This is a genomic window from Streptomyces sp. NPDC104313 (genome assembly GCF_055583985.1).
Map to the genome: position 1 here is coordinate 18,787 of NZ_JBVJMW010000002.1, position 22,492 is coordinate 41,278.

The 22,492-nt window shown below is 73.3% G+C and carries 18 protein-coding genes; 8 read left to right on the forward strand and 10 right to left on the reverse strand.

What is annotated here, in order from left to right:
- Positions 1-540 precede the first annotated feature (540 nt).
- The 4 genes from ACZ60Q_RS04095 (at position 541) to ACZ60Q_RS04110 (ending at position 3,796) form a co-directional block, all read left to right on the forward strand.
- Positions 541-978, forward strand: coding sequence for a hypothetical protein (locus ACZ60Q_RS04095; RefSeq protein ID WP_469628081.1), 438 nt, complete (start codon positions 541-543; stop codon positions 976-978).
- Between the two features lie 125 nt (positions 979-1,103).
- Positions 1,104-1,754 (forward strand): DUF3105 domain-containing protein, encoded by a 651-nt coding sequence (locus ACZ60Q_RS04100; protein ID WP_469628083.1) that lies wholly within the window; start codon positions 1,104-1,106, stop codon positions 1,752-1,754.
- Positions 1,751-2,410 (forward strand): DUF305 domain-containing protein, encoded by a 660-nt coding sequence (locus ACZ60Q_RS04105; RefSeq protein WP_469628086.1) that lies wholly within the window; start codon positions 1,751-1,753, stop codon positions 2,408-2,410. Before ACZ60Q_RS04100 ends, ACZ60Q_RS04105 begins: the two co-directional genes overlap by 4 nt.
- A 138-nt stretch (positions 2,411-2,548) precedes the next feature.
- Complete coding sequence (locus ACZ60Q_RS04110) at positions 2,549-3,796, forward strand: ROK family protein (protein ID WP_469628088.1); 1,248 nt, start codon at positions 2,549-2,551, stop codon at positions 3,794-3,796.
- A 60-nt stretch (positions 3,797-3,856) separates the two neighbouring features.
- Here the strand turns inward: ACZ60Q_RS04110 and xylA are convergent, their stop codons facing one another.
- Complete coding sequence (xylA, locus tag ACZ60Q_RS04115; RefSeq protein WP_469628091.1) at positions 3,857-5,023, reverse strand: xylose isomerase; 1,167 nt, start codon at positions 5,021-5,023, stop codon at positions 3,857-3,859.
- A 230-nt stretch (positions 5,024-5,253) separates the two neighbouring features.
- Here xylA and xylB point away from each other — a divergent pair, with 230 nt between their 5' ends.
- The 4 genes from xylB (at position 5,254) to ACZ60Q_RS04135 (ending at position 10,330) form a co-directional block, all read left to right on the forward strand.
- A complete protein-coding gene (gene xylB, locus ACZ60Q_RS04120; protein ID WP_469629496.1) occupies positions 5,254-6,735 on the forward strand; it encodes a xylulokinase in 1,482 nt (493 codons plus the stop codon).
- A gap of 338 nt (positions 6,736-7,073) precedes the next feature.
- On the forward strand, positions 7,074-8,654 hold the full coding sequence (locus tag ACZ60Q_RS04125; RefSeq protein ID WP_469628094.1) for an aspartate:alanine exchanger family transporter: 1,581 nt from the start codon (positions 7,074-7,076) through the stop codon (positions 8,652-8,654).
- 62 nt (positions 8,655-8,716) lie between these two features.
- Positions 8,717-8,848 carry a hypothetical protein gene (locus tag ACZ60Q_RS04130; protein ID WP_469628096.1) on the forward strand — a complete coding sequence of 44 codons (132 nt, stop codon included), beginning with the start codon at positions 8,717-8,719 and terminating at the stop codon, positions 8,846-8,848.
- Positions 8,849-8,962: 114 nt separating this feature from the next.
- Entirely contained in the window at positions 8,963-10,330 is a 1,368-nt protein-coding gene (locus tag ACZ60Q_RS04135; RefSeq protein WP_469628099.1) for a cytochrome P450, read from the forward strand.
- Positions 10,331-10,378: 48 nt separating this feature from the next.
- On the opposite strand, the gene ACZ60Q_RS04140 is transcribed toward ACZ60Q_RS04135, so the two are convergent.
- The 9 genes from ACZ60Q_RS04140 to ACZ60Q_RS04180 form a co-directional block, all read right to left on the reverse strand.
- Positions 10,379-11,353: an ABC transporter substrate-binding protein gene (locus tag ACZ60Q_RS04140; RefSeq protein ID WP_469628102.1), complete on the reverse strand. Its 975-nt coding sequence runs from the start codon at positions 11,351-11,353 to the stop codon at positions 10,379-10,381.
- 1 nt (position 11,354) lies between these two features.
- On the reverse strand, positions 11,355-13,340 hold the full coding sequence (locus ACZ60Q_RS04145) for an ABC transporter permease (protein WP_469628105.1): 1,986 nt from the start codon (positions 13,338-13,340) through the stop codon (positions 11,355-11,357).
- Positions 13,340-14,497, reverse strand: a complete 1,158-nt coding sequence (locus ACZ60Q_RS04150) for a quaternary amine ABC transporter ATP-binding protein (RefSeq protein ID WP_469628108.1) — start codon at positions 14,495-14,497, stop codon at positions 13,340-13,342. Before ACZ60Q_RS04150 ends, ACZ60Q_RS04145 begins: the two co-directional genes overlap by 1 nt.
- The gene (locus ACZ60Q_RS04155) at positions 14,494-16,101 is read right to left on the reverse strand and encodes a GMC family oxidoreductase (RefSeq protein WP_469628111.1); all 1,608 of its coding nucleotides are present in this window, start codon (positions 16,099-16,101) and stop codon (positions 14,494-14,496) included. Before ACZ60Q_RS04155 ends, ACZ60Q_RS04150 begins: the two co-directional genes overlap by 4 nt.
- Positions 16,102-16,202: 101 nt before the next feature.
- The gene (locus tag ACZ60Q_RS04160; RefSeq protein ID WP_469628114.1) at positions 16,203-17,705 is read right to left on the reverse strand and encodes an aldehyde dehydrogenase family protein; all 1,503 of its coding nucleotides are present in this window, start codon (positions 17,703-17,705) and stop codon (positions 16,203-16,205) included.
- A 211-nt stretch (positions 17,706-17,916) separates the two neighbouring features.
- Complete coding sequence (locus ACZ60Q_RS04165) at positions 17,917-19,833, reverse strand: aKG-HExxH-type peptide beta-hydroxylase (protein ID WP_469628117.1); 1,917 nt, start codon at positions 19,831-19,833, stop codon at positions 17,917-17,919.
- Positions 19,834-19,898: 65 nt separating this feature from the next.
- Positions 19,899-20,084 carry a hypothetical protein gene (locus ACZ60Q_RS04170; protein ID WP_469628119.1) on the reverse strand — a complete coding sequence of 62 codons (186 nt, stop codon included), beginning with the start codon at positions 20,082-20,084 and terminating at the stop codon, positions 19,899-19,901.
- Positions 20,085-20,188: 104 nt separating this feature from the next.
- On the reverse strand, positions 20,189-21,328 hold the full coding sequence (locus ACZ60Q_RS04175; RefSeq protein WP_469628122.1) for an effector-associated domain 2-containing protein: 1,140 nt from the start codon (positions 21,326-21,328) through the stop codon (positions 20,189-20,191).
- Positions 21,325-22,491, reverse strand: coding sequence for an alpha/beta fold hydrolase (locus ACZ60Q_RS04180; protein WP_469628125.1), 1,167 nt, complete (start codon positions 22,489-22,491; stop codon positions 21,325-21,327). Before ACZ60Q_RS04180 ends, ACZ60Q_RS04175 begins: the two co-directional genes overlap by 4 nt.
- Position 22,492: the final 1 nt, after the last annotated feature.

Here is a 22,492-nt window from a genome sequence, read left to right on the forward strand (position 1 = left end):
CACTCACCAGTTTTCGCACGCTGCGCTGCGAGGCGTGTGCGGTGAGTGATCGCGGCGGAAAAACGTCTCTCTCGAGACCCGCCCGCCACGGAAGGCCGGAACCATCCATGCCAGTTAGCGGCTTTTTCTAGGGCAAATCACCTTCACGTGAGCGACTCTCACCCCACAGAACAGGACAACGGCACAGATGATCGAACCGGATCGAAAGGTGCAGATTCCCGACCAACGGGCGAGTGACACGCGAAATCGCCGCGCTGACGCGTCCGCGAAGCACCTCCGCGCCCACCGGGGGGGCAACTCCCGGTGGGCCCCGCGCAGGGCGCCGAGGAGGTCGAATCCAGCGCGGGTCAGTCCGGCGGAAGGGTTGCGGCGGAGAGCCGGCCAGGGCAGATAGGCGCATAGGTCACTCATACGCGTCGGCAGGTACCGCACCGGTAAATATTCTGGACTCTGTTCGAGCGGCGACGACTCGGGCACACTGTCCCGCGGACAGCGACCCATCTTCTTTGAATCTTCATGCACCCACTACGATGACGGGCGATGACCAGGGTGAGCACGCGGACCGACCGGCAGCGGTACAGCCCCCGCACGCCCCTCGCTCTGGGCTGGGTGTTCTTCCTGCCGGCCATGGCCATGCTCTTCTGCTGCTCGATCACCACCTCGGCCGCCGCCGCGCCCGTCGCGGCGGACCCCGCCGGTGCGAGTGCCGTCCGCGCTTTCACCCCGACGCCCGACGCCGCCTTCGAACCGGTCGTCACGGCCTCCCCGGCGGACCGCGGGCTCGGGACGTCGTGCCACGGCGGCTCGACGCACGCGGCGGCCGTCGTGCTTCCGGCGTCGTCCGCCCCCGTCACCGTCCCCTCGCCCGTGACCTCCGTTCCCGCCATCCCGCTCACCGGCGCGGCGGCCATCCGGGGTCCCGCGCACGACGGTGTGCGCTCCGTCGATCAACTACGCCTTCAGGTCCAGCGGATCTAGAGGCCGGGTCCGCTCTCCCGCCGCGCCCCGGCGCCGGTTCACCGGGAGCGGCTTTTCGCCTGCCCCGCACCCCTTCCCCCTTCATGCATCGCCTGTATGCATCGGTTGAACGACGAGGACTCCCCATGGCTTCCGCCAAGAACCAGAACAACCCGGCCTCAGCGCGTCGCGCCAAGCTCGAAGAGGCGCGCCGCAAGGAGCGCGCCCGCGAGCGGCGGGTCCGCATCATCACCATCAGCGCCTCGGTGGCCGTGGTCGGCGCCCTGGTCGCCGGGGGCGGTTACCTGATGTCGCAGGCGAACGAGAAGGACAAGAAGGAACAGCAGGCCAAGACCTCGCCGGTCACCGGCGAACGCAGCTGGGACAAGCTGACGCAGGAGCATGTGGCGACCAAGGTCGACTACCCGATGAACCCGCCCGTCGGCGGCGACCACAACCAGGTCTGGATGAACTGCAACGCCGACGTCTACACCGACGAGATACCGAAGGAGAACGCCGTGCACTCGCTGGAGCACGGCGCGGTCTGGGTCACGTACAACGACAAGGCCTCGGACGCCGACATCGAGGCGCTCACCAAGAAGGTCAAGTCGACTCCGTACTCCCTGATGAGCCCGGTCAAGGACCAGAAGGACCCGCTGACGCTCAGCGCGTGGGGCAAGCAGGTGACGATCAAGAGCGCCACGGACGACCGGGTCGCACAGTTCTTCACCAAGTACGTGCAGGGCCCGCAGACCCCTGAGCCGGGGGCCGCCTGCACCGGCGGGCTGGACAAGTGACCGCCCTGTCGCCTTCCGGCTCCACCCCTCGGATGGTCCTCGCGGGGGCCGCCGTGCTGCTCCTGGCGCTGGGGCTGGTGGCGCTGATGGTCGTACGCCCCTCCTCGGCCTCCCCGTCCGGGGCGTCCGCGGTGGCACGGTCCGCTCCGGCGGAGGACTCCGTGGACGCGGGCTTCGCCCGGGACATGGCGATCCACCACCAGCAGGCGGTCGAGATGTCGTTCATCGTGCGGGACCGCACCGGCGACGAGGACGTGCGGCGTCTCGCGTACGACATCATCAACACCCAGGCCAACCAGCGCGGCATGATGCTGGGCTGGCTGGAGCTGTGGGGGCTGCCGAAGAGCGCGGCCGGGCCGCCGATGGAGTGGATGGGCCACACCCTCACGCCGGCCGACGACGGTTCGCTGATGCCGGGCATGGCCACCGACGCGGAGCTGGCGGCCCTCACGGCCGCGGAGGGCGAGAAGGCCGAGGTGCTGTTCCTGCGGCTGATGACCGTGCACCACCGCGCCGGCGCGGACATGGCGCAGGCGGCCGCCGGGGCGGCCAGGACGGATGTCATCCGGGATCTGGCGGCGGGTATGGTCCGCGGCCAGCAGTCGGAGATCGGCCTGATGGCGGACATGCTGACGGCCCGGGGCGCCAAGCCCTGAGCCGAGGTGGATAGGGGGTGGTTCCGGCCGGACGGCCGGAACCACCCCCTTCCGCGACGCGTCCCCCTCCCCTTCCGCGATACCGCCCGTTCCCGCACCCCCGCCGGGAGCCCCGCATCACATAGGCTCGGCGACGATATGAAGAGCATCCTCACTCCGCTGGGGCCCAAGGCCGACAAGGACACCGTGCGACGGCACAATCTGAGCCTGGTACTCCGCGCCGTACGGGACGAGGGCGAGCGCGGCGAGGCGACCCGGGCCGGAGTGGCCGCCCGGGTCGGACTGACCCGGGCCGCGGTGTCCTCGCTCGTCGAGCAGCTGATGGACAGCGGGTTCCTCACCGAGTCGGGCAAGACGTTCAGCGGGCAGGCCGGCCGCCCCGGCACCGCGCTCAAGGTGGCCCGGACCGGCCCGGCCGGACTCGGCGTGGAGATCAACATCGCCTACGTCTCGGTGTGCGTGGTGGACCTGGCGGGCACCGGCCGGGTCCGGCAGACCGAACACCTCGACAACCGGGGCGCGCCCGCCGATGAGGTGCTGGCCCGGGCGGCCCGGATCGCCGCGCGGACCCTGGAGTCGGCGTACGAGCAGGAGTTGCGTCCGGTGGGCGCGGCACTGGCGCTGCCGGGTCTCGTCTCCGGCGGGTCGGTGCGGCAGGCCCCCAACCTCGGCTGGAACGAGGTTCCGGCGCAGGAGCTGTTCGCCGACGCGCTGGCCGCCCTGCGCCCCGGCCACCCGGTGCTGCCGGTCGCCTCGGAGAACGAGGCCAATCTCGCGGCGCTGGCCGAGCTGTGGTTCGGCGGCCTCGATGACGTGCGGAGCTTCCTCTATCTGACGGGGGAGATCGGGGTCGGTGGCGCACTCGTCCTGGGCGGCGAACTGCTGCGCGGTGCGCACGGTTTCGCCGGCGAGATCGGGCACGTGGTGGTGGATCCGGCGGGGCCGGAGTGCCGGTGCGGTTCACGGGGGTGCCTGGAGCAGTACGCCGGTCAGGCGGCGCTGCTGCGGGCGGCCGGGATCGAGGGCCTCGGCGGCGCCTCCGGGGTGCTGGAGCTGGAGCGGCGCGCGGGCGCCGGGGACCGGCGCGCGGTGGCCGCGGTCGGTGAGGCGGGCCGGATGCTGGGCCGGGTGCTGTCGGGCGCGGTGAACCTGATCGACCCGGACGCGGTGGTGCTCGGCGGGATCTATCGGGGGCTGATGCCGTGGCTGGCGCCGCCCGCCGACGAGGAGCTGACCGGCCGGGTGGTGTCGGGGCTCTGGTCCCCGGGCAGCGGCCGGCTCCGGGCGTCCTCGGTGGCGGGCGACGCGGCGCGGGGCGCGGCGGCGCTCGTGGTGCAGGACGTACTGGACGATCCGGTGGCGTACGCGGAGCCGTCCGGCGGCTGAGCCGGGGCGGACCGGCCCCGGACCGTCCGGTGTCGGACCGTCCGGTGTCGGCCCGGCGGGTCAGCGCACGGCGAGCAGGTGGTCCATGGCGAGCTGGTCCAGTGCCTCGAAGGCCATGCCGCGTGCCGCGGCGGCGTCCACATCGAAGTCCTCGTACGCGCCGCGGTCGGCGAGGAGACCCGCCAAGCCCTCCCCGGCGGTGGGACGCGCCAGTTCGTCGAGCCGGGACGCGCGCAGGGCCGCCCGCACCTCGGGGTCGGCGCGGAAGGCCGCGGCCCGCTCCTTGAGGATGAGGTAGTTGCGCATGCAGCCCGCGGCGGAGGCCCAGACACCGTCGTAGTCCTCGGTGCGCGGGGGCTTGAAGTCGAAGTGGCGGGGGCCCTCGTAGCCGCTCTCCAGCAGGTCGACGAGCCAGAACGCCTGGCGCAGATCGCCCGCGCCGAAGCGCAGGTCCTGGTCGTACTTGATGCCGGACTGACCATTGAGGTCGATATGGAAGAGCTTGTCCGCCCACATGGCCTGGGCGATGCCGTGCGGGAAGTTGAGCCCGGCCATCTGCTCGTGCCCGGTCTCCGGGTTGACGCCGACCAGTTCGGGGCGCTCCAGGCGCTCGATGAAGGCCAGGGCGTGGCCGATGGTGGGCAGCAGGATGTCGCCGCGCGGCTCGTTGGGCTTGGGCTCGATGGCGAAGCGGAGGTCGTAGCCCTGTTCGACGACGTACTCGCCCAGCAGGTCGAAGGCCTCCTTCATCCGATGGAGGGCGAGGCGGACGTCCTTCGCGCCGCCGGACTCGGCCCCCTCACGCCCGCCCCATGCCACGAAGGTCCTCGCGCCCAGCTGGACGGCGAGGTCGATGTTGCGCAGGGTCTTGCGGAGTGCGTAGCGGCGCACGCCACGGTCGTTGGCGGTGAATCCGCCGTCCTTGAAGACGGGATGGGTGAAGAGGTTCGTCGTCACCATGGGCACGACGAGTCCACTGCCGTCGACCGCCCGCCGGAAGCGCTGGACGATCCTTTCGCGCTCGGTCTCCGGCGCCCCGAAGGGGATCAGATCGTCGTCGTGGAAGGTCACCCCCCAGGCACCCAGTTCCGCGAGCCGCTGGACCGACTCGACAGGGTCGATGGCCTCGCGGGTCGCGTCGCCGAAGGGGTCCCGGCCCTGCCAGCCCACGGTCCACAGACCGAAACTGAACTTGTCCTCGGGGGTGGGAGTGAAGCGTTCCGTCATCGTCGTCCGACCGCCTTCGCCTGCCGTCGGGACGCCCGGCCACCAGCCCGGCACCCCTATTTGTTCAGAGTCATGACTAATCAAGCACACCGCACCCCTGACATGGAACCCCCCTGCCGCACGGAGCGCCCCCGACCCTCTGTGCAGGGGGCCACGCATCCCGTAATTTGTTCGTGCCGCAGCCGAATACCGGACCCGTGACCAGCACCCGCAGCGCGAAAGAGGCCCTCATGCCGTCACCCGCCGTCGTCATCGGCGTGGACAGCTCCACCCAGTCCACCAAGGCCGCCTTCATCGACGCCGTGACCGGCGAGCAGCTCGCCGTGGGGCGCGCCCCGCACGTGGTCACCGGCGAGGCCGGGGCCCGGGAGAGCGATCCGGAGGTCTGGTGGCGGGCCCTGTGCGAGGCGGTGGCCGCCGGCCTGAAGGAGTCCGGTCTCCCCGCCCGCGCGGTCACCGGCATCGCGGTCGCCGGGCAGCAGCACGGGCTCGTCGTGCTGGACGGGGCCGGCCGGCCCCTGCGCCCCGCTCTGCTGTGGAACGACACCCGCTCCGCGCCGCAGGCCGCCGCTCTCACCGACGCGCTCGGCGGACCCGGGGCCTGGACGGAGCGGACCGGGTCCGTGCCGGTCGCCTCGATCACCGCGTCCAAGTGGCAGTGGCTGCGCGAGAGGGACCCGGCGAGCGCCGCGAACGCGGCGGCGGTCCGGCTCCCCCACGACTTCCTGACCGAACGCCTCGCGGGCGTCGCCGCCACCGACCCCGGGGACGCCTCGGGCAGCGGCTGGTACTCCACCGCCACCGGCGCCTACGACCCCGACCTGCTGGAACTGCTCGGCCTCGACGCGGCCCTGCTCCCGGAGGTCGCGCCCACCGGGGCGGCCCGGATCGGCTCGCTCACCGAGGCGGCGGCGACAGCGCTCGGCCTGCCCGCGGGGATCGCGGTGGCGGCCGGCACCGGCGACAACATGAGCGCCGCCGTGGGCCTCGGGCTGGGCGGCGCCGGGCTGCTGGACCACCCGGCTCTCAGCCTCGGCACCTCCGGCACGGTGTTCGCCGCCTCCCGCACCCGGTCCACGTCCACCGCGCTGAACGGATTCGCCGCCGGCGACGGCACCTACCTCCCGCTGGCCTGCACCCTCAACTGCACGCTCGCCGTGGACAAGGTGGCCGCCCTGCTCGGCCTGGACCGCGAGGACGCTGCCGCCGGCGGCGAGGCGGTCCTGCTCCCCTACCTCGACGGCGAACGGACCCCCGACCTGCCGGCCGCCTCCGGGCTGCTGACCGGACTGCGCCACGACACGACCCGGCAGCAACTGCTGGGCGCCGCCTATGAGGGCGCGGCCGTCACCGTGCTGCGGGCCATGGACGAACTGCTGTCGGCCTGTGGTCTCGACCCGGACGCGCCCGGGGTCACCGACCGCCCGCTGCGCCTGATCGGCGGCGGGGCACGGGGGCGGATGTGGGTGGAGACGGTGCGCCGGCTCTCCGGCCGGCCGCTCGTCATCCCGGGCAGCGGGGAGCTGGTCGCCCTCGGCGCGGCGGCGCTCGCCGCCTCGGCCGCCGGGGGCGGCGATCCGGTGGCGCTGGCGACGGCCTGGCAGGAATCCGGAACGGACCGCCGTCTGCCGCCGGTGGAACGCGACCTGGAGACGTGGGGGCGGGTCACCTCGGTCCTGGAGCGCGCTTCGAGGCCCCTGCTCGGCGGCTGAACCCCGGGCTGCGACGACGGCCGGGCGGGGGCCCCGCGCCCCACCGGCCGGCCCGCGGGGCCTTCGGCCGGGGACTGTCGGGCGCCCCCGGGGCCACCATTCCCTCGACGAGGCCGACGGCGCGCGGGGTACCGCCCTCGCTCCGGCGCGGCGGCGTGCTCGCCGCGCCGGCAGCCGTGTTCGCCACCTCGCTGACGCGGGGCCGTGGCCGGCCGGATCACGTGCCGCCCGGCGTCCGAGCGAAGGAGCCGACGCTCCCCGAGTGGCGGCCTTGCCCGGCCTCGAAGATCCTGGCCCCCGACGGGGGCGGGATCGTCGGAACAGGGGAGGCACGACCGGTGTGGCAGTTCTTCGCGGACAACCCGTGGGTGGCGGTGTTCACCGTGATCACGCTCGGCGCGCTGCTCGGCATGGTGCGCTTCGGCCCGGTCCGGCTCGGCTCGGCCGGGGTCCTGTTCGTCGGCCTCCTCGTCGGGGCACTCGACGAGGACATCGCCGCCGCCGTGCCGGCCGGGGTCTCGGCGCTGGGCCTGGCCCTGTACGTGTACACGGTCGGCCTCGAGTCGGGCCCCGCGTTCTTCCGTGAACTGCGCGGCCAGCTCCCGGTGATGGCCGGAGCCGTGGTGGCCCTGGCGCTGACGGCGGCGGTGGTCGGCTTCGTCGGACACCGCGGGTTCGGCATCGACGGACCGTTCCTCGCGGGCGGGTACGCGGGCATCGGTACCACCACCCCGGGCCTCGCCGCCGCCCAGGAGGCCTCCGCGGATCCGGCCCAGCCCGCCGTGGGCTACGCCATCGGCTATCCGCTCGCCGTCGTCATCACGATCCTGTTCGTCTCGGCGATCGCGGCCCGCCGCCACTGGGCCGCCCGCCGGGACCCCGACTCGGGCCTGCCGTCCACCCTCGTCACCCGTACGGTCCTGGTGGCCCGGGAGCTGCGCTGGGCGGACGTGCCCGGCGTCGCCGCGCACCGGGTGCTGGCCAGCGGGTACCGTCCCGCGGACGGCGTGACCCGGGTCGCCCGGGACCTGGACCGTCTCTCCTCCGGCGACCGGGTCGTCCTGGTCGGCGGCGAGGACGACGTACGGGCGGCGACGGACGCGCTCGGGGCCCTCGCCCCGCGCCATCTGCTGGACGACCGCAGTGCGGTGGACTACCGGCGGGTCCTGCTCACCAACCCGGACCTGGCCGGGCGCACCGTGGGGGAGCTGGGGCTCGGCGAGAAGTACGGGGCCCTCGTCAGCCGGGTGCGGCGGGGCGACTTCGACATGCTCGCCCACGACGACCTGCCGCTCCAGCTCGACGACCGGGTGCGGGTGGTCATGCCGCGCGAGCGGACGGGCGAGGTCACCACCTACCTCGGGGACACCGAGGCGAAGGTCAGCGAGGTCAGCGCGGTCAGCCTGGGGCTCGGTCTCACCCTGGGCTTCCTCGTCGGCATCCCCTCCCTGACCCTGGGCTCCACCACGCTCGCCCTGGGCACCGGGGCCGGACCGCTGGTGATGGGGATGATCCTCGGCTGGCGCCGGCGCACCGGCCCCCTGGTGTGGACCCTGCCGACCCGCGCCAACCTCACCCTGCGCCAGATCGGGCTGCTGCTCTTCCTCGCCGTCGTGGGCCTCACCTCCGGCTACTCGTTCCGGGAGAACGCCTTCTCCCTCTTCGGGCTGAAGCTGGTGGCCGTGCTGGCGATCGGCGCGGTCGTCAGCTACACCCTGATGGTGCTGGTCGCGAAGGCGCTGGGGCAGAGCCGGGAGCGGACCATGGGGCTGCTGTCGGGCTACGTCGGCAATCCGGCGATCCTGGCGTACGCGAACAGCCGGGCGAGCGACAGCCGGATCAACAACGGCTATGCGACGCTGTTCGCACTCGCCATCCTGGTCAAGATCGTCTGCATCCAGCTGATCGTCGGTCTCTGAGCCGTGCCGCCCGCCCCGGGCCTACGCTGAACCCCTCACCGGCCACGGCGGAGGGAAGCGGGATGGGCGGCGGGAGTCCGCGGATCCCCGGCAGGGTCGTGTACGAGGACGAGCACCAGGTCGTCGTGGTGCCGGAATCAGCGGGCGAACAGCTGGCGACTGCCCCCGACTCGCCTGCTCCGCAGGGTGCCTGACTGATTCCGGCCACGCCTGTCGCCGCCCTGGCGGAGTGCCGCCCCCATCCTGTTCGATAGAGCTCGAACAGTCGCGCGCCGGTGGCGGCGCGCCCCAGGGAGCGGAGTTCCTCGATGTCCACGCAGACCGGCCCGGCGCTCGACACCCCGCCTCACGGCCACGCGTTCGTGCCGGGCCCCAAGGGGCTGCCGCTCGTGGGGAATCTGCCGCGATTCGGCAAGAACCCGCTCGCGTTCTTCGAACTCCTCCGCGGTCACGGGGACATGGTGAGATGGCGGTTCGGCCGCAACCGGTGCGTCTTCCTCGCCGACCCCGACTGCATAGGCGAGTTGCTCACCAAGACGGAGCAGACGTTCGACCAGCCGAAGCTCGGCATCGCGTTCCGTACGGTGCTGGGCAACGGGATGCTTGTGGCGCGGGGCCGGGACTGGCGGCGCAAGCGCTCGCTGGTGCAGCCCTCCGTGCGGCCCAGGCAGGTCACGTCGTACGCGACCACGATGGCGGACTGTGCGGTGGAGCTGGCGGACCGCTGGGCGGACGGCCAACGGGTCGACGTCAAGCGGGAGATGTCCGCACTGACCCAGAAGATCGCGGTACGCACGATCTTCGGCGTGGACACCCCTGCGGACTCCGAGGCGATGGGGCGTGCGATGGACATCGCCCAGATGGAGATCGGCAAGGAGTTCGCCGGGCTCGGAGCGCTGCTGCCGGACTGGGTGCCGACACCGGGCCGGGCTCGGATCAGGAAGGCCGCCGCCGTCATCGACGCCGAGGTCCGCCGGGTCGTCGCCCGGCACCGGGACGGTGAGGAGGAACGCCCCGACCTGCTCAGCCGGTTGCTCAGCGCCGTCGACGAGAGCGGGGCACACCTCAGCGACGAGGAGATCCGGGACGAGGCGGTCACGCTGTACATCGGTGGTCATGAGACGACGAGTACGACGCTGGTGTGGGCGTGGTACCTGCTCGCCCGTAACCCCCGGGTCCGCGACGCGCTCGCCGAGGAGCTGGACCGGGTGCTCGGCGACCGGGAGCCCGGCTTCGAGGACTACGCGCGACTGCCCTACGCCCAGGCCGTGGTGAAGGAGACCCTGCGGCTGTTCCCGGCGATCTGGCTGATCACCGGGATCGCGAAGAAGGGGGCGACGATAGGCGGCCTGCCGGTCGAGGAGGGCACCCGGGTGTGGAGCAGCCAGTGGGCCACTCACCGCGACGCCCGGTGGTTCCCCGAGCCGGAGGAGTTCCGGCCCGAGCGCTGGGACGCCACGGGCGGCGAGAAGATCCCGGAGTACGCGTGGTTCCCGTTCGGCGGCGGTCCCCGGGTCTGCATCGGCACGCGCTTCGCGATGGTGGAGTCCGTCCTCCTCCTCGCCGTGCTGGCCCGCCGTTTCACCCTGAACGTGGACCCGGGTGTGATCACGCCGCTGACGGGTCTGACGCTCCAGCCGGACCGGGACCTCCTGGCGACGGTCCGGGCGCGATAGCGGAGCGGTGCCCGGCCCCTCGGGAGAGGGGCCGGGCACCGGACCGTGTCAGTCCCTCGGCAGCCACTTCTTCCAGATGTCGGGGTGGCGCTCGACCCAGCGCTTCGCCGCCTCCTGGGGGGTGAGCTTCTGCGAGGCGATCATCTCGGAGACCTCGTTCTGGTCCTTCTCCGACCAGTGGAACTTCTTCAGGAACGCGGACGCCTCGCCGCCGCGCTCGGCGAAGTCGGCGTTGAGGAACTTCTGCAGCGGTGTCGTCGGGTACGCGCAGTCGATGTCGGCCGGGTCCTTGGCCGCGCACGCCTCGGTGTATTCGGGGAGCTTCACCTCGGCCATCGGCACCTCGTTGAACAGCCACTGCGGCTGGTACCAGTAGCTGAGGAAGGGCTTCTTCTCCTTGGCGAACTGCTGGATCTGGGTGATCTGGGCCGCCTCGGAGCCGGCGAAGACCACCTGGTAGTCCAGGTCCAGGTTCTTCACCAGCGCCACGTCGTTGGTGACGTAGGAGGGCGAGCCGTCCATCAACTGGCCCTTGCCGCCGCTCTCGGCGGTCGTGAGTTCCTTCGCGTACGTGTCGAGGTTCTTCCAGTCGGTGACATCGGGGTTCTCGTCCGCCCAGTACTTCGGGACGTACCACCCGATGTGGCCGGTGACCCCGAGGTCGCCGCCCCGGACGATGGTCTTCTTCTCGTCGACGTACAGCTTCTCCTGGTCCGGGTGGCCCCAGTCCTCGAGGATCGCGTCGACGCGGCCCTGGCTGAGGGCGTCCCAGGCGGGGACCTCGTCGGTCTGGACGAGGTCGACGCGGTAGCCGAGTTCCTCCTTGAGGAGGTGCTCCGCCACGGCGACGTTGGCCTGGGCGCCGACCCAGGACTGGACGGAGAGCGTGACCGTCCTGACCCCGGCGGGGGCCGCGAAGGGAGAGGCCTGCTCGGTCATGTCGGCGGCGCCGCAGCCGGCCGTGGCGAGCAGGGCCCCGGTCGAGGCGAGCGCCACGAGCAGGCGGGTGCGGGAGCGGTTCATCTCAGCTCTCCTGTCGCTGGCGGCGGGTGGTGGGCTGGGTGACCCGGTCGAGCGTCAGACCGAGGCAGACGATCGCCGCTCCGGCTACGAGGCCGGTGGCCAGGTCGCCCTGCGCGAGCCCGAGGACCACCTCGTAACCGAGTGCGCCGGAGCCGACGAGTCCGCCGATGATGACGACGGCGAGCACCAGGACCACCGCCTGGTTGACGGCGAGCAGCAGGGACGGCCTGGCCAGCGGGATCTGGACCTGGCGCAGTTGCTGACCCGGGGTCGCGCCGAGCGAGCGGGCGCACTCCATCGCCGCCGGGTCGACGCCCCGCAGCCCCTGGGTGGTGATGCGGATGACGGCGGGCAGCGCGTAGATCACCGCGGCAGCGGCGGCGGGGGCGCGGCCGACACCGAAGAGGGCGACGACGGGGATCAGGTAGACGAACTGAGGCATCGTCTGGAAGACGTCCAGGATTGGTCGCAGCAGCCTCTCCAGGCGTTCGCTGCGGGCGGCTCCGACGGCGACGCCGAAGCCGATGACCAGGGTGACGGCGACGGCGGCGAGCACCTGGCTGAGGGTGTCCATCGAGGGCTCCCACACGCCGAGTACGCCGATCGCGGCCATGGCGAGGACCGCGGTGGCGGCGGTCCGCCAGGTGCCGATGGTCCAGGCGAGGGCGGCGACGATGAGCAGCACCGACCACCAGGGCAGACCGGTGAGCCCGCTGCGCAGCGGGTTGAGGACGCCGCTGGTGAAGTGGGAGGCGAGGTCGGCGGTGCCGCCGACGACGGGCACCCCGGTGTAGAGGTGGTCGACCATCCAGTCCTTGGCGGTGTTGACCGGTCCGGCGATGGCCAGGGTCACGTCCTCGGGCCAGACCCGGCCGTCGGTGGCCCGTCCGGCGACGGCGACGGCCGCGGTGACCACGGCGGCCAGGGTCCAGCCGCGCGGGCCGCGCAGCAGGGCCGGACCGGTGGGCTCGGCGCCGATGCGGCGGCCGGCCGCCTCCGTCGTACGGTCCAGCACGACGGCCAGCAGCACGATCGGGATGCCCGCGGCGAGAGCGGCGCCGACGTCCACGGAGGACAGGGCCTGGTAGACCCGGTCGCCGAGGCCGCCCGCGCCGATCACGGAGGCGATGACGGCCATGGAGAGCGCCATCATGATGGTCTGGTTCAGGCCGAGGAGCAGTTCCCTGCGGGCCAGCGGGAGGCGGGCGCTCAGCAGCCGCTGGCGTCCGGTCGCGCCGAGGGAGGCGACGGCCTCCATGACGCCGGCGTCCGCGCCGCGCAGGCCGAGCGCGGTGAGCCGGGCCATCGGCGGAGCCGCGTACACGACGGTGGCGAGGACGGCTCCGGGGACGCCGATGCCGAAGACCAGCACCACGGGGAGCAGATACGCGAAGGCGGGCAGCACCTGCATGGTGTCGAGCACCGGGCGCAGGATGCGGAACACACGGTCCGAGAGCCCGGCCGCCAGGCCGAGGAGCAGCCCCAGCACGACGGAGGCGAGGACGGCGACGAGCATCAGCGCGAGCGTCTGCATGGTCGGCACCCACATGCCGAGCAGCCCGCAGACCAGGAACGAGAGCGCCGCGGTGAGGGCGAGGCGGACCCCCGCGACGCGCCAGGCGACGGCGGCGGCGAACACGGTGACGCCGGCCCAGCCGAGGGCCAGGAGGACCAGGTAGACACCGCGTACCGACAGCACGACGGCGTTGCTGATGTGGCCGAGGAAGTAGAGGAACAGCGGGTGGCTGTCGCGGTTGGAGACGATCCAGTCCGTGACGTCACCGAGCGGCGCGGAGAGCTCGGCGGTCAGCGCGGCGGGCCAGACGCCACCGCCCCAGCGGCCGTGCACGACGGGGACGGCGACGGCGGCGACGAGCGCGATCAGCAGGAGCTTCGCGGCGGCCGGGCGGTCGCGGAGCGCGGCCGACGGCCCCCGGCGCGCGCCCGCTCGCACGGGGCCGGCCGGGGTGGCGCGGGCGGTGGCCATCAGAGGGTCACCTCGCGGGAGCCGTCCGGCGCGTCCGGGGCACCGGTCCGGGACGTGGGCGCGGTCGCGTGCCCGGGTCCGGTCGTTCCGGCGACGACGTCGAGCAGGCACGCGTGGTCGACGACGCCGACGAGCCGGCCGCGCTCCATCACCCGGGCGGCGGGCTCGCCGGAGCGGGAGACCGCTTCGATGGCCTCGGAGACGGTGGCCTCGGGGCGTACGGCCGGGCCGCGCTCGCTCTCCCCGGCGAGCGCGGGCCGCATGGCGGTGGCGACGGTCAGGACCTGCTCGCGCGGCACGTCGCGGACGAACGCGCGGACGTAGTCGTCGGCGGGCGAGCCCACGATCTCCTCGGGGGTGCCGAGCTGCACGATGCCGCCGTCGCGCATCAGCGCGATCCGGGTGCCCAGGCGCAGCGCCTCGCTGAGGTCGTGGGTGATGAAGACCATGGTGCGGCCCTCCTCGCGGTGCAGCCGGACCACTTCGTCCTGCATCTCGCGGCGGATCAGCGGGTCCAGCGCGCTGAACGGCTCGTCGAAGAGGAGGACGGACGGGTCGACGGCGAGCGCGCGGGCGAGCCCGACGCGCTGCTGCTGGCCGCCGGAGAGCTGGGACGGGCGGCGGTCCTCCAGACCAGCGAGGCCCACCTTGGCCACCAACTCAGCTGCCTTGGAACGGCGTTCGGCCTTGCTCAGGCCCTGGATCTCCAGGCCGTAGGCGACGTTGTCCAACACCGTTCGGTGCGGCAGCAGTCCGAAGTGCTGGAAGACCATCGCGGCGCGGTGGCGGCGCAGTTCGCGCAGCCGGGCACGGTCCATCCCGAGGATGTCCTCGCCGTCGATGGCGAGGGAGCCGCTGGTGGGCTCGATGAGCCGGGTCAGACAGCGCACGAGGGTCGACTTGCCGGAGCCCGACAGGCCCATGACGACGAAGACCTCGCCCTTGCGGACGTCGAAGGAGACGTCGCGTACGGCGGCGGTGCAGCCGGTGGCCTCGCGCAGTTCGGCGGGCGGGAGCGCGGCGTGCTCGCCGCCGGGGATCCGGTCGGCCTTGGGGCCGAAGACCTTCCAGAGGTTGCGCACGGAGAACACGGGGGCCCCCGTGTTCCCCTCGGACGCGGCGCTCCCGGTGGCCTTGAGGGTCTCGGTTGCGGTCATCGGACATCGCCTCCGGTGCCGGCGCTGGTGACCGGCACGGCGTCACGTGGCTGGTCCGCGAGGAGTTCGGCGCATTTCTCGCCGACCATGAGGACGCCGATCATCGGGTTGACGGCGGGCATGGTCGGGAACACGGAGGCGTCGGCGATCCGTATGCCTTCCAGGCCCCGGATGCGCAACTGCGGGTCCACGACGGCCTGCTGGTCGTCGGAGGCGCCCATCCGGCACGTGCCGGCCGGGTGGTAGACGGTGTGGGCGACCTTGCGGGCGTACTCACTGATGTCCTCGTCCGAGGTGACCTCGGGACCGGGGCAGACCTCGCGCCTCAGCCAGTGGGCCAGCGGCTCGGTGGCCGCGATCCTCCGGGCGAGCTTGATGCCGTCGACCAGGGTGCGGCCGTCGTGGTCGTCCTCGTCGGTGAAGTACCCGAAGTCCAGGGCCGGCTTGACCTCGGGGTCGGCGCTCGTGAGGTAGAGGCGGCCCCGGCTGCGCGGCTTGGGGATGTTCGGGGTCATCGACACCCCGTGCTCGGGCTTCTCGTAGCCGAGCCGCTCCGGGTTGTCGGTGAACGGGATCTGGTAGAAGTGGAACATCAGGTCCGGGCCCCGGGATGCGGGGTCGCGGCGCACGAAGAGTCCCGCGTCGGAGTCCATCGCGGAGTTCTCCGGGATGGGCCCCTCGGTCTCCCAGACGATGACGGACTCGGGGTGGTCGAGCAGGTTCTCGCCGACGCCCGGGAGGTCGTGGCGGACGTCGATGCCCAGTGCGGCCAGGTCCTCGCGCGGGCCGATGCCGGAATGCAGCAGCAGCCGGGGGGTGTCCACCGCGCCCGCGCAGACGATGACTTCGCGGGCGGCGCGCAGGAGGATCTCCGCGCCGTCCTTCGTCCGCACGTGTACGCCGGTGGCGCGGGCGCCGTCGAACTCCAGGCGGTACGCCCACGTCTCCAGCATGATCCGCAGGTTGGGCCGGTCGCCGGCCTCGATGTGCGGGTGGAGATAGGCCACCGAGGCGGAGGAGCGCTTGTTGTTCTCGGGGTGGTAGGCGAGGTCGAAGAAGCCGACGCCCTCGTGGAACGGCTCGCTGTTGAAGCTGTCCACGCGCGGGACGCCGGCTGCCTGCTGGGCGGCGTCGACGAAGTCGCGGGCGATCGCGTTGCGGTCCTTCTCGTCGACCGGGACGATGTTGTTGCGCAGCTTGGCGAAGTACGGGTCCATCGCGGCCGCGCCCCAGCCCTCGGCGCCCGCCTCGGCCCACTCGTCCCAGTCGCCGGGCAGCGGCTTGAAGCTGATGAGGGTGTTGTGCGAGGAGCAGCCGCCGAGGACCCGGGCCCGGCTGTGCCGGATGTGGGAGTTGCCGCGCGGCTGCTCGGTGGTGGGGTAGTCGTAGTCGAGGTCGCCGCCGAGCAGGCCGAGCCAGCGCCGCAGGGTGAGCACGTCGTCCCGGTCGATATCGGTGGGGCCGCCCTCGACGACCGTGACGGTGACATCCGGGTCCTCGGTGAGCCGGGAGGCGATGACCGAGCCGGCGGTGCCGCCGCCGACGATCACGTAGTCGGCCACGGGGCCGTCGGGGACTGCGGTGCCGCGGGGGGTGGAAGGCATCGGTCACTGCTCCTTCTGCAAGGTTCGTGCGTGTACGTGGTGCTGCGAACAGCCGGGCGGGACCGGGCGTTTCGGAGAGGAGTGGCCCGGTCCCCACAGGCTCAGCCGGCGAACCAGCGCTGGGGGCGCGGGTTCAGGTTCTGGTAGATGTGCTTGGACTCGCGGTACTCGGCGAGCCCCGTCGGGCCGAGCTCGCGCCCCGTCCCGGACTTCCCGAAGCCGCCCCACTCGGCCTGCGGCAGGTAGGGGTGGTAGTCGTTGATCCAGACGGTGCCGTGGCGCAGCCGTCCGGCGACCCGGCGGGCCCGGCCGGCGTCGGTGCTCCAGACGGCGCCCGCGAGGCCGTAGTCGGTGTCGTTGGCCAGCGTGATGGCCTCTTCCTCGGTACGGAAGGTCTCGACGGTGAGAATCGGGCCGAAGGTCTCCTCGCGGACCACCCGCATCCCTCGGTGGCAGCCGTCGAGGACGGTCGGCCGGTAGAAGTAACCGCCCTCGGGCCGTACGTCGCTGGGCCCCGGGCGTTCGCCACCCGCCCGGACGATCGCGCCCTCCTCGCGGGCGGAGGCGACGTACGCCTCGACCTTGGCGAGCTGCTGGGCGGAGACGAGGGGGCCGCACTCGACGCCCTCCAGAGTGCCCCGGCCGAGGCGGATGGCGTCGGCGCGGCGGGCCAGCTCGGTGACGAACCGCTCGCTGACCGTGTCCTGGACGATCAGGCGGGACCCGGCGGAGCAGACCTGGCCGCTGTGGAAGAACGCGGCGTTCAGCGCCTGGTCGACGGCGGTGTCGAAGCCCTCGTCGGTGGCGCAGGCGTCGGCGAAGACCACGTTGGGGTTCTTGCCGCCCAGCTCCAGGGCGACCTTCTTCACGGTCGGCGCGGCGGCTTGGGCCACCTTCGTGCCGCTGGCGAGGCCACCGGTGAAGGAGACCAGGTCGACGTGGCTGTGCTCGGAGAGCCGCGCGCCCACCGGGTCGCCCGCGCCGGTGACGAGGTTGGCCGCGCCGTCGGGGAGACCGGCCTCGGAGAGCAGCTTGATCAGGTGGACGGTGGAGAGCGGGGTGACCTCGCTGGGCTTGAGCACGAAGGTGTTGCCGGCGGCGAGGGCCGGGGCGATCTTCCAGCTGGCCTGGAGGAGGGGGTAGTTCCAGGGGGCGATCAGGGCGCAGACACCGACGGGCTCGTGGACGACGATGCTGTGGATGTCGGGGTCACCCGCGTCGATGACCCGGCCGCCGCTCTCGTTCATCACGAGATCGGCGAAGTAGCGGAAGGCGCCTGTCACGTCGTCGACGTCGACCCGGCCCTCCTCCAAGGTCTTGCCGGTGTCGCGGCTCTCGGTGATCGCGATCTCCTCACGGTCCCGCTGGAGCAGGTCGGCGACCCGGCGCAGCAGCCCGGCCCGCTCGGCGACGGGCTTGTGCGGCCAGGGGCCGTCGTCGAAGGCGCGTCGCGCCGCCGCGATCGCCGCGTCGGCGTCCTCGGCCCCGCCCTCCGCGACGACGGCCAGGACCGTGGCGTCGGCGGGGTCGATGACCTCGCGCGTCGCGCCTGATCCGGCGGCCCGCCAAGTGCCGTCGATGTGGATGGTATTGAGCGCCGACATATCGATTTTCGCCTTCCGTGCCTGAAATGCCCCCTCCGGTTCGGCCGGGGCGTGCTGCGCGGTCGACCGGGGTACAGCCGCATCAGCGGCCTGGACCCCTCCCCGGTCCGGCGGAATGTATGCCGAGAATTTCACGCAGAGTGATGCGCCTCACGCGTGGAGGACCCCGCGAGGTCCGGTCCGGGCTCCGTGCGGGACGTCCCGGCGCTGGTCAGGCGGGCGGTTCCGTCCTCGCCAGCCGGTGGGCTGCGTGTTCCCACACCTGTGGCCCCTGCCCCGCGACGGCGGCGGCGAACCGCTCCGGGCGGGCGAGGAGCCGTCGGTGGCCGGGGTGGAGCGCGGTGTGCGCCAGCAGCCAGCCCGCCAGCGCGTGCGGGTCCCCCGGCGCGGCGGACCAGCGTTCCCGGTACGCCATCCGCGCCGCCGCCGCGTCCCCTCGGACCAGCAGCACATCGGCGCGGACCGGAGCCGCGGCCTCCGGGCGGACGCCACGGGCGGCGGTGACCGGGGCGAGGTCCGGAAGGGCGACCGACGCGAGGTCCGGCGCGCTGTCCGGAGCAGCGACGTCCGGCGCACTGTCCGGTGCGAGGTCCGGGCGGAGGTAGAGCGCGCCCCGCACGTCCTGCCAGTGCGCGCGTTCCGACGCCGGGACGAGCAGGGGCCGCTGTACGGGCGGCGGCGGGGCCCCCGTGCGCAGCGCCGCCGCCAGCCCGGCACGCTCCTCGTCCGCGCACCGTAGGTTGCGCAGCCGCCACTCGACCCGGTGCCCGGCCGCCGCGGCGCGGGCACGCGCCACGGCCCGCCCGTCCACCGGTTCGCGCAGCCAGCCGTCGACGGTGCGGGTGAGTCCGGCGACCAGTCGGCGGCCCGGCCCGGTGAGTGCGGCGCGGGTCGCCAGGGTCCGCAGGACCATACGTGTCTGGACCCGGCGAAGCGCGAACCGGAAGGGCGCGAGGTCCAGCGGATCGGCCGCCCGGTCACCGATCCTCTCCCGCCAGAATCCGGCGACGCCGACGAAGGCGTACGCCCCGTGGAGAAGCCCCGGCAGATGACGCGGGTCAGGGCGCCACGGGGAGTAGTGCCGCTCCTCGCGGTCGTCGTCGAGCATCGCGAAGAGGTGCAGCAGTGCGCCGAGTTTGCTGTGCTGGAACTCGTGGACCATCGTCTCCGCGAGCGCCGCGCCGTCCGGGGGCCGGGCCACCACCATGGAGCCGAACGCGTCGGCGGTGGAGGCGCTGAGCCCTGCGACGGGGCCGTGTCGTAACCGTCCCGGCCAGGGCACGATGCGCCTGATCTCCTCGGGGCGCAGGGTGCCCGGCCCCGTACCGGCCGAACGCGGGCCGGCGCCGACGCCCGCCGCCGGGCCGGACGCGGGGCCGAGCAGCGCGACCGCCTCGGCGAAGAGGCGCTGCCAGGCGTCGAGTTCGCGCGGAGCGAGCCGGCCGGGCGGGATCGGGCGGTCGAGGTCGCGGTACGGGTCGGTGTCGTCGAGGGCTACCTCGGGCCCGCCCGGCCGGACCGGCAGCCGGTGCGCCGGCCACCACAGGGCGCTCGGCGGCGCGGTGAGCGGTCGCACGGTCAGGGCCCTCGCCCCGGTGCCCCTTACGGTCGGGGCGAGGAGCAGCTCCCCCTCCCGTACGCGCGCGTGCACCGGCTGGTAGCCCAGCAGCGGGGTGCCCGGCAGCAGGGCGAGGCCGAGGGTCGGCAGGGCGACCGCACCCTCCCTCGAGGGGACGACGAGCCCGGTTGCCGTCCCTGCCTTCAACGCGGCCACCAGGGCGACGCCGGCCAGGTGTCCGGCGTCCACCCACAGCGGAGGGCCGGCGGAAGTACCGTGCAAGCGGCGCAGCGTATGGGCGAGCCAGCTCCCCACCGACGGGCTGAGCAGCAACTCCTCCACACAGTCCGGCCTGCGGGCCTCGGCCCGTTCGACGGTCCGCCAGATGGCGCCCAGGTCGGCGGGGCCCAGCAGCGTGGGCCGCTCCTCCAGCCGGCCCAACAACTCGCGCAGCAGGACGAGGCGTCGGGCCCGCTCGCCCTTCAGGAGGAAGCCCACGCTCTCCACCGAGCCGCCGCCCTCGGCGAGTTCGTCGAACCAGTGGCCGGGCATCCGCATCGGTCTGTGCACCCGCGCTCCTCTGTCATGATCCTGACGTGACCCGCGAGGTCTCTCCCGGGCGGGCCGCACAGCGCTCAGTCGGCGCGAGCGGTGGGGGGTTCGGACAGCGTGCTGGTGCGCGCTCTTCGGATCTCCTCCAGCAGACGCTGTCCGGGCGCGGGAGCGAGGGCGCGCACGGTGGCGACGCCCACTTCCGCGAGGTCCGCCACATCGGACTCCAGGTAGTCGGCCGGATCACCGGCCGATGCCGTCTGCTGCAAGGCCTTCTCCCCCTTTTCGGTCCGGCGGCACACCATGCCACCCGTCCCTTCCCATCATGACGAATGGGTTGCCTTCCGGAAACCCGTGCGATCACGCCGTACGATCAGGGACCGGCCGGACCGGTCCGGCCCTCGACCATGAACTCCCGCAGAGCTTCCTCCAGTTCGGCCGCCCTGCCGGGGTCGTCGTCGAGCAGGGTGACGGCCCGGTAGAGGTCCCAGGGGCCCTCCGGACGCCGCCGCAGCGTCCGCAGGATGCCCAGGACGTCCGTACGGGGCACCGCGTGCCGCGGCATCCGCGCCACCAGGACCGGGTCCAGCTCCCCGACCATCGTCTGGCGTTCGTCCCGGTCGCTCATCAGCGGATAGGCGAGGAGCGCCTCGACCACCCGGACCAGCCCGCCACCCGTCCGGTCGGATCCGGGGCGAACTCCGTTCCCCGGTGGCGGTGTCGACGGACGGCCGGGCAGGTGCTCGGCGTGTCCGGGACGGTACAACCGGAGTGTGGGGAGCTGGCTGTGGCTACCCTCGGCACGCAGCCGGTCGAACCGGTCCCGGACGGCCGCGAAAAGCGCCTCCGGGTCGGGAGCCGGACCGCCGGGCAGGTCCGCCAGTTCACTCAGGAGGATGTCCGAGAAGACGCCCGACCCGCGTACAGGGTCGTTGGCCGCACGCTGCCCCCGGTCGGCGGCCAGCAGCACGTTCTGCCGGTGCACCCGCAGTCGCTGCCCGGTGGGGAGGCTCCCGTCCGGGATCGTGACGGCCGGGCGGTGGCGCTCCTCGAAGGTCTGGCAGGCGTCCACGACCCAGTTCTGCTCCGCGAAGCCGGGCAGGACATCGCTGCTCAGGCGGCGGCGGGCGGACTCCAGATCGATATTGCGCCGGTCGGCGTCCGTGGCGTCGGCGCAGTAGAGCCGCAGGTGTTCGTCCCGGTCCAGGACGCCGTGCCCACCCCACCAGACCCAGAGCACGTCCCCCTGCCGGGCGGGCAACTCGTGGACCAGGACCCGACGCAGGGTCTCGTGATCGGCACCGCGGTGGCCGGTGGCCTCGTCCGTTCCCCGCGCCGGGGCGAGGTGCAGCAGGATGTTGGCGTCCGGTACGCCCGTGGACCGCAGCCAGTCCCGGAAGCGCAGCGCGTCGCGGACCGGCCCCGGCAGCGTCCAGTGCGGGCCGGCCGTGTACCGCTCGACGGCGACGACGAGCGCCACCACCCGTGCCGGGTCGACACCGCCCGCGCTCACGGCAGCCGCTCCGCGATGACGCGGTAGACGGCCGGATCGGTCCAGTAGGCGCTGTGGGCGGCGGGGAACGGCTGCCGGTTGTCGGTCGCGATGTCCTCGGCCCGGCCCGGGAACAGCGGTGCGGCGGCGAAGCCCAGCAGGTCGCGGCGGTCGTGGATGTTCAGCCAGACGGGGACGTGGGCGGGCAGCGGTTCCGGGTGTTCGAGGTGGGGCAACGCCCCCGTCTCGTACAGGAACGGCCCCTGCGAGCCCACCGTGACCAGCAGCCGGACACCGGGCAGCGGGGCCTCGATCAGGGTGTCGAGGGCGATGATCCCGCCGAGGCTGTGGCCGAGCAGGACGACCGGGGGCTCCACGGCGGCGACCAGCTCGCGCAGGGCGGCGCGCAGGGGGCCGCCGCGGACGAGGAAGGTGAGCACGTCTCCCGCCGCCGGGTGGGCGGCCCCGGTGAGGGCGCGGCGGCGGCGCACCGCGTAACGGGAGCCGAGCCGGGTTACGGGCCGGGCGACCAGCCTGCCCACCGGCCCCCTGCCGGTACCGGGCGCCGCGGCGCCGAGCTGCCGGGCGATCCGGTCCACGGCGGCGTCGCGGGTGGCGCCGTCGGGGATCACGGGCACGTCGTCGGCCAGGGCCGCGCCGATCACGGCCGCGGCCAGCGCGCGGGCCAGGAACGTCGCCAGGGCTTCGGGGTCCACGGCTTCGGCGGCCGGGGCCAGCAGGGGACTACGGGCCAGGGCGGCGGCCCGGGCAGCGAGCCCCGGGCCCAGCTCCGGGGCGGCCCCCTCGCCCCGGGCGGCCAGCGCCGTCAGCCGGTCCCGGAACTCCTCGTCGGGGAAGGCCGCACCCGGCGGTATCGCGCCCGAGGGGCCGCGCGCGGCGGCGAGGGCCAGCTCCGCCTCCGGGTCGCGGTAGAGGCGCTCCCAGGCGGCGGTCCCGTCCTCCTCCTCCTCGCTCTCCGTGTCCCGTCGGGTGGCTCCGGCCCCGTCCTGCGGGATGCTGGCCCCGCCCGCGGCGAGCCGGGCCCCGTACCGCTCTCCCCAGTCGAGCGGCACGACCCGCACGCCAGGGGCGGCCTCTTCGAGCGAGGCCGTGACCCGCGTGTACAGGGCCTGGGCGTGCGGAGGCCGCACGCCCGTGCCGTGAATGAATATCACCGTGGTCATG

Bases quoted from the DNA above. Each gene is read 5' to 3' on its own strand.
- ACZ60Q_RS04140 (WP_469628102.1), bottom strand. From the start codon at position 11,353: ATGAACCGCTCCCGCACCCGCCTGCTCGTGGCGCTCGCCTCGACCGGG.
- ACZ60Q_RS04150 (WP_469628108.1), bottom strand. From the start codon at position 14,497: ATGACCGCAACCGAGACCCTCAAGGCCACCGGGAGCGCCGCGTCCGAG.
- ACZ60Q_RS04130 (WP_469628096.1), top strand. From the start codon at position 8,717: ATGGGCGGCGGGAGTCCGCGGATCCCCGGCAGGGTCGTGTACGAGGAC.
- ACZ60Q_RS04145 (WP_469628105.1), bottom strand. From the start codon at position 13,340: ATGGCCACCGCCCGCGCCACCCCGGCCGGCCCCGTGCGAGCGGGCGCG.
- xylB (WP_469629496.1), top strand. From the start codon at position 5,254: ATGCCGTCACCCGCCGTCGTCATCGGCGTGGACAGCTCCACCCAGTCC.
- ACZ60Q_RS04110 (WP_469628088.1), top strand. From the start codon at position 2,549: ATGAAGAGCATCCTCACTCCGCTGGGGCCCAAGGCCGACAAGGACACC.
- ACZ60Q_RS04180 (WP_469628125.1), bottom strand. From the start codon at position 22,491: ATGACCACGGTGATATTCATTCACGGCACGGGCGTGCGGCCTCCGCAC.
- ACZ60Q_RS04160 (WP_469628114.1), bottom strand. From the start codon at position 17,705: ATGTCGGCGCTCAATACCATCCACATCGACGGCACTTGGCGGGCCGCC.
- ACZ60Q_RS04100 (WP_469628083.1), top strand. From the start codon at position 1,104: ATGGCTTCCGCCAAGAACCAGAACAACCCGGCCTCAGCGCGTCGCGCC.
- ACZ60Q_RS04155 (WP_469628111.1), bottom strand. From the start codon at position 16,101: ATGCCTTCCACCCCCCGCGGCACCGCAGTCCCCGACGGCCCCGTGGCC.
- ACZ60Q_RS04095 (WP_469628081.1), top strand. From the start codon at position 541: ATGACCAGGGTGAGCACGCGGACCGACCGGCAGCGGTACAGCCCCCGC.
- xylA (WP_469628091.1), bottom strand. From the start codon at position 5,023: ATGACGGAACGCTTCACTCCCACCCCCGAGGACAAGTTCAGTTTCGGT.
- ACZ60Q_RS04135 (WP_469628099.1), top strand. From the start codon at position 8,963: ATGTCCACGCAGACCGGCCCGGCGCTCGACACCCCGCCTCACGGCCAC.